This window comes from Kitasatospora sp. NPDC059577, assembly GCF_042735475.1.
Classification (GTDB): domain Bacteria; phylum Actinomycetota; class Actinomycetes; order Streptomycetales; family Streptomycetaceae; genus Kitasatospora.
This window is the reverse complement of the sequence record NZ_JBHWBZ010000115.1, coordinates 1-6534: the sequence shown is the minus strand read 5'-3', so window position 1 is coordinate 6534 and position 6534 is coordinate 1. Positions and strand designations below refer to the sequence as shown.

General features: G+C 71.4%; 1 protein-coding gene. It reads right to left on the bottom strand.

Annotated features, from left to right (window positions below; all coding sequences use genetic code 11):
- On the bottom strand, positions 1-6534 hold a 6534-nt coding region (locus ACFV0O_RS40910), incomplete at both ends, for an amino acid adenylation domain-containing protein (RefSeq protein ID WP_380349986.1).

Sequence of the window (6534 nt, the reverse complement as noted above, 5' to 3'; positions counted from 1 at the left end):
CCCGGTTCGTGGCGACGGCCGGGCGCGGACGGTCGAACGGCAGCGTCAGCTCCTCCGGCAGCTCGGCCAGCGCCTCCCGCCAGTACCCCAACTGCTCCGCCAGCAGGCCCTCGGAGTCCTCTTCCGACCCCAGCAGCTCGCGCTGCCAGAGTGTGTAGTCCGCGTACTGCACCGGCAGGGGTGACCAGTCGGGTGCCCGTCCGTCGAGGCGCGCGGCGTAGGCGGACGAGAGGTCGCGGCCGAGCGGGGCCAGCGACCACCCGTCGCTCGCGATGTGGTGGACCGTTACGACCAGCACGTGGTCCTGCGGCGCGAGGGCGAACAGCTCGACCCTGACCGGGAGTTCGGTCGCGAGGTCGAAGGCACGTCCGGTGGCGCGGGCCACGGAGGCGGCCAGTTCCGGCTCGGTGGTCTCGGTGACGGTGAGCCGGACGGTGGAGCGGTCGGCGGGGAGCACGTGTTGGTGCGGCTGCCCGTCGGTTGCGGCGAAGAGCGTGCGCAGTGCTTCGTGGCGGGTGACCAGGTCGCGGAGCGCTTCCTGGAGGGCGTCGTGGTCGAGGGTGCCGGTGAGACGGAGCACGGCCGGGATGTTGTAGGCGGCGCTGGGGCCGGTCAGTTCGCCGAGGAACCAGAGGCGTTGTTGGGCGAAGGAGAGGGGGAGGGGTCGGGGTCGTTCGGTGGGGGAGATCGGTGGGCGTGTTCCGGTGGTGGTGGTGTCGATTCGTTGGGCGAGGGTGGCGGGGGTGGGGGCTTCGAAGAGGGTGCGGAGGGGGAGTTCGGTGCCGAGGGTGGTGCGGATGCGGCTGGTGAGGCGGGTGGCGAGGAGGGAGTGTCCGCCGAGGTCGAAGAAGCTGTCCTCGACGCCGACCGAGGGCAGGCCGAGGACTTCGGCGAAGACGGTGCAGAGCAGTTCTTCGCGCAGGGTGGCGGGTGCGCGGCCGGCGCCGGTGGAGTAGGTGGGGACCGGCAGGGCCCGGCGGTCGAGCTTGCCGTTGGCCGTCAGCGGCAGGGACTCCAGCACCACCACGGCCGACGGCACCATGTACTCCGGCAGCCGCTCCGCAGCCGCCGCGCGGGCCTGTGCCGGCAACCCGGCTTCGTCGGTGCCGGGGGTGGGGACGAGGTAGGCGACGAGGCGCTTGTCGCCGGGGGTGTCCTCGCGGACGAGGACGGCGGCCTGGGCGACGGCGGGGTGGGCGGCGAGGACGGCCTGGATCTCGCCGGGTTCGATGCGGAAGCCGCGGATCTTGACCTGGTCGTCGGTGCGGCCGACGAACTCCAGTTCTCCGTCGGTGGTCCAGCGGACGATGTCGCCGGTGCGGTACATGCGGTCGCCGGGCGCGCCGAAGAGGCAGGCCACGAAGCGTTCGGCGGTCAGGGCGGGGCGGCCGAGGTAGCCGCGCGCCAACTGGGGGCCCGCGATGTACAGCTCACCGGCCACGCGCGGCGGGACCGGACGCAGCGCGGCGTCCAGGACGAGGAACCGGGTGTTGTGGACCGGCCGCCCGAGCGGCACCGTCGCCGTGGACGCCGTCGGATCCCCGGTGGCGGAGGCGATCTGTACGGTCGTCTCGGTAGGGCCGTAGAGGTTGGTGACCGGGACGTTCCAGCTGTCCGTGATCCGCCGCGTGAGGTCCACGCTCAGCGGCTCACCGCCGGAGAACAGCCGCCGCAGCGAGCCGATCCGGCCCTCGTCGAGGAGCGTGGCGAGCTGGGACGGGACGAACTGGGCGACGGTCACCCGGTGTTCGGCGGCGTAGCGGAGGAGTGCGCGCGGGTCGCCGCCGAGGCCGTCGGGAGCAAGACAGACGGCAGCGCCGGAAGCCAGCGGGTGCCACAGCTCCCACACCGACGCGTCGAAGGCCGTGGAGGTGCGGGCCAGCACGACGTCGTCGGGGGCGAGCCCGTGGTCGGCGGCCAGCCACGCCAACTGGTTGGCCAGGCCGGCGTGGTGCACCACGACCGCCTTGGGGCGTCCGGTGGAGCCCGAGGTGTAGATCACGTACGCGGGATGCGTCGGCAGCAGGGGCGTCGTCCGGTCGGTGTCCGCCACCGGGTCGCCGGACTGTTCGGTGAGGGCCGCGGTCGCCTCCGGCCCGTCGAGCACCAGCCGGGGCACGGAGGTGCCGTCCGGTACGACGGTGCTCGCCGCCGAGGTGATCACCAGGCTCGGCCGGGCGTCGTCCAGTTGGAAGGCGATCCGGGCGGCCGGGTGAGCCAGGTCCAGCGGCAGGTAGGCCGCTCCGCTCCTCAGCACCGCCAGCATCGCGGTGAGCAGGTCGACGGAGCGCGGCAGCGCCAGCGCGACCAGGCTCTCCGGTCCGATGCCGGCGGCGATCAGGCGGTGGGCGAGGCGGTTGCTGCGGGCGTCGAGGTCGGCGTAGCTGAGGTGCTGTGCGCCGAAGATCACGGCTTCGGCCTGTGGGTGGCGGGCTGCCTGGGTCTGGAACAGCTGCGGCAGGGTGGCCGGGGTCGTCGGCTGGGCGGTGTCGTTCCAGGTGGTGAGGATCCGGTGGCGTTCCTCGGTGTCGAGGACGTCGACGGTGCTGATCGGGGCCTCGGGGTCGGTGGTGAGGGCGGTCAGCACCCGGATCCAGCGTTCGCCGAGGAGTTCGATCGTGGCCTGGTCGAAGAGGTCGGTGGCGTAGGTGATGCGGGTGGCGAGACCGGTGGGGCTTCCGTCCGCGGAGTCGAAGGTCTCGCTGATCTCGAAGGAGAGGTCGAACTTCGCCGACGGCGAGGTGGTGGACAGGGTGGTGCTGTGGAGCCCGGGCAGGTCCACCAGGGCCTCGGCGGTGTTCTGCAGGCTGAGCATGACCTGGAAGAGGGGGTGCCGGGCCATGGAGCGGGTGGGGGCGAGTTCTTCGACGAGGCGTTCGAAGGGGATGTCCTGGTGGGTGTAGGCGGTGAGGCCGGTGTCGCGGACGCGGGCGAGTGCCTGGGTGAAGGTGGGGTTGCCGGTGAGGTCGGTGCGGAGGACGAGGGTGTTGACGAAGAGGCCGACGAGGTCGTCGAGGTTGTCGTCGGTGCGTCCGGCGATGGGTGTGCCGATCGGGATGTCCTGCCCGGCGCCGAGGTGGGAGAGGAGGGTGGCGAGGGCGGTCTGGAGGACCATGAAGAGGGTGGCACCGTTGGCGCGGGCGGTGTGGGTGAGGGCGGCGTGGAGGTCGGCGGGGACGGTGAGATCGACGAGCGCGCCGTGCTGGGTAGCGATGGCGGGGCGGGGGTGGTCGAAGGGCAGGGGCAGGTCCTCCGGCAGGTCGGCCAGCGCTTCCTGCCAGTAGCTCAACTGCCGTGCCAGCAGGGCTTCGGAGTCGTTCTCGGATCCCAGCAGCTCGCGTTGCCAGAGGGTGTAGTCGGCGTACTGGACCGGCAGGGGTGACCAGTCGGGGGCGTGGCCGGCGAGGCGTGCGGTGTAGGCGGTGGTGAGGTCGCGGCCGAGGGGCGCGAGGGACCAGCCGTCGGCGGCGATGTGGTGGATGGTGACGGTGAGGACGTGGTCGTCGGGTGTGAGGGTGATGAGGTGGGCGCGGAGGGGGAGTTCGGTGGTGAGGTCGAAGGGGCGGGTGGTGGTGTGGGTGATGGCGTGCGGGAGGTCGTCGGGTGTGTCGAGTTCGGTGACGAGCAGCTCGAAGGTGAGTTCCTGAGGTGTGAGCACCCGCTGGCGGGGGTCGCCGTTCCCGGTGGGGAAGACGGTGCGCAGGGATTCGTGCCGGGTGATCAGGTCGATCAGGGCGGCCTGGAGGGCGTTCCGGTCGAGGGTGCCGGTGAGGCGGAGGGCGATGGGGATGTTGTAGGTGGCGCTGGGACCGGTCAACTGACCGAGGAACCAGAGGCGTTGCTGGGCGAAGGAGAGGGGCAGTCGCTCGGGCCGCTCGGTGACGGTGATCGCCGGGCGCGTCCCGGTGGCCGTATCCAGTCGCAGGGCGAGGGCGCCCGGAGTGGGCGTCTCGAAGAGGGTGCGCATCGGCACCTCGATGCCGAGGGTGGTGCGGATGCGGCTGAGGAGGCGGGTGGCGAGGAGGGAGTGTCCGCCGAGGTCGAAGAAGCTGTCGGTGGGGGTGACGTGGGGGAGGTCGAGGACCTGGGCGAAGACGGCGCAGAGCACTTCTTCGTGTGGGGTGGTGGGGGTGCGGTCGGTGCGGTTCGTGGTGTGGGTGGGGGCGGGCAGGGCGCGTTGGTCGAGCTTGCCGTTGACGGTGACGGGCAGCGCGTCGAGGACCACGACCGCTGACGGAATCATGTAGTCGGGCAGCCGAGCGCTCAGGAAGTCCCGTATGGAGGAGCCGAGTTCGGCCTGGCTCTGCTCGGTGCCGAGGACGAGGTAGGCGACGAGGCGCTTGTCGCCGGGGGTGTCCTCGCGGGCGATGACGGCGGCCTGGGCGACGGCCGGGTGGGTGGCCAGGGCGGCCTGGATCTCGCCGAGTTCGATCCGGAAGCCGCGGATCTTGACCTGGTCGTCGGCGCGGCCGGCGTACGCCAGGGCTCCTTGGGCAGTCCAGCGGGCGAGGTCGCCGGTGCGGTACATGCGGCGGCCGGGTTCGCCGAACGGGCAGGCCACGAAGCGTTCGGCGGTGAGGCCGGGACGGTTGAGGTAGCCGCGGGCCAACTGGGCGCCTGCCAGGTAGAGTTCGCCGTCCACGCCCGGTGGGACCGGTTCCAGTCGCGCGTTCAGCACGTACACCCGGGTGTTCCAGACCGGCCGGCCGATCGGGACCGAGGCCCCGGCGTTCGGGGCGGAGCAGTCCCAGGCGGTCACGTCGACCGCCGCCTCGGTGGGGCCGTAGAGGTTGTGCAGCGGCACGTCGAGCAGGGCGTGGAACTTGTCCCGGAGCTCGGCCGGCAGGGCTTCGCCACTGCAGAACACCGCGCGCAGCCCCGTGCAGTTCGCGACGGCCGGCTCCTGCACGAAGGCCTGCAGCATCGACGGCACGAAGTGGGTGACGGTGACCTGCCGGCTCTGGATCAGATCGACGAGGTAGCCCGGGTCCTGGTGGCCGCCGGGGCGCGCGACCACCATGGTGGCGCCTTCCAGGAGCGGCCAGAAGAACTCCCAGACGGAGACGTCGAATCCGAATGGCGTCTTCTGCAGCACGCGGTCCGTGGCGTCCAGCGGATACGCGGACTGCATCCAGGCCAGCCGGTTGACGATGGCGCGGTGGGTGATGGTGACGCCCTTGGGGCGGCCGGTGGAGCCGGAGGTGTAGATGACGTAGGCGGGGTGGTCGGGGTGGGCGGTCAGTGGGGGTTCGGTGTTCGGCCGGTCGGTGAGGTCGGTGCGGTCGAGGTGGATGGTGGGGATGTCGATGGTGAGCGCGGTGAGGCTGCTGGTGCTGGTGGTGACGATGGCGGCGGGCCGTGCATCGTCGAGCATGGTGGCGATGCGGTCCGTGGGGTGGGAGGGGTCGATGGGGAGGTAGGCGGCGCCGGTCTTGAGGACGGCCAGGAGGGTGGCGACGAGTTCGGTCGAGCGGTCGAGGCAGACCGCGACCAGAGACTCCGGGCCGACGCCGTGGTCGCTCAACAGGTGGGCCAACTGGTTGGCGTGGGTGTGGAGTTGGGTGTAGGTGAGCTGCTGGTCTTCGAAGACGAGGGCGGTGTGGTCGGGGGTGCGGGTGGCCTGTTCGGTGAGGAGTTGGGTGAGTGTGGTGTGGGGGGTGGGGGTGGTGGTGTCGTTCCAGGTGGTGAGGAGGGTGTGGCGGAGTTCGGGGGTGAGGACGGGGATGTCGGCGAGGGGGGTGTGGGGGTCGGTTTCGAGGGCGGTGACGATGTTCTCGGTGGCCGTGAGCAGCAGGTCGTGAACGAGCTGGGGGTCGACGGCTTCGACGGACTGGACGGTGAACCCGAACCCGCTGCCGAAGTCGTCCACGAACACGGCCAGCGGGTAGTTCGTCCGTTCCTCGGCGAACACCACCTCGACGCCTTCCAGCAGCGTGCTCGACTGTTCCTCCGCCGGTGTGTGGCGGTAGTTGAGGACGGTGGTGAAGAGCGGGGTGTTCGGCGGGAGGGGGCCGGCCTGCTGGGCGACCGCGAGCTGGGCGTGCTCGTGTTCGAGGAGGCCGGCGAGCCGCTCGTGGGTGGCGCGGAGAGCCGTGAGGGCGTCCTGGTCGCGGGTGTCGATGCGGATCGGGAGGGTGTTGATGTACAGCCCGGGTGTGCGGTGCGCGTCGGCACCGGCGCTGTGTCGCCCGAGGAGGATCGTGCCGAACACCGTGTCCCGGTGGCCCGTGAGGTGGGTCAGGGTGTGGGCGTAGGCGAGGTGGAAGAGGGTCGCCGGCGTCGTGTTGTGGCGACGGGCTGCCGAGTGGACGCGCTCCGCGAGGTGCGGGTCGAGGGGGTTCCGGGCTTCGCGGGTGGGGCTGGCGTGCGTGTCGGTGAGTCCGAACGGGGTGGTGGGCTGGGTGAGGCCTGCGAGTTGCCGGGCGAAGTAGTCGTGACTGCGGCTGTTGGTGGTGTGGTTGAGGGTGTGGGCGACGAAGTCGCGGTAGGGGTGGGTGGGGGGGAGTTGGTGGTGGGTGTGGGTGAGGTGGGCGC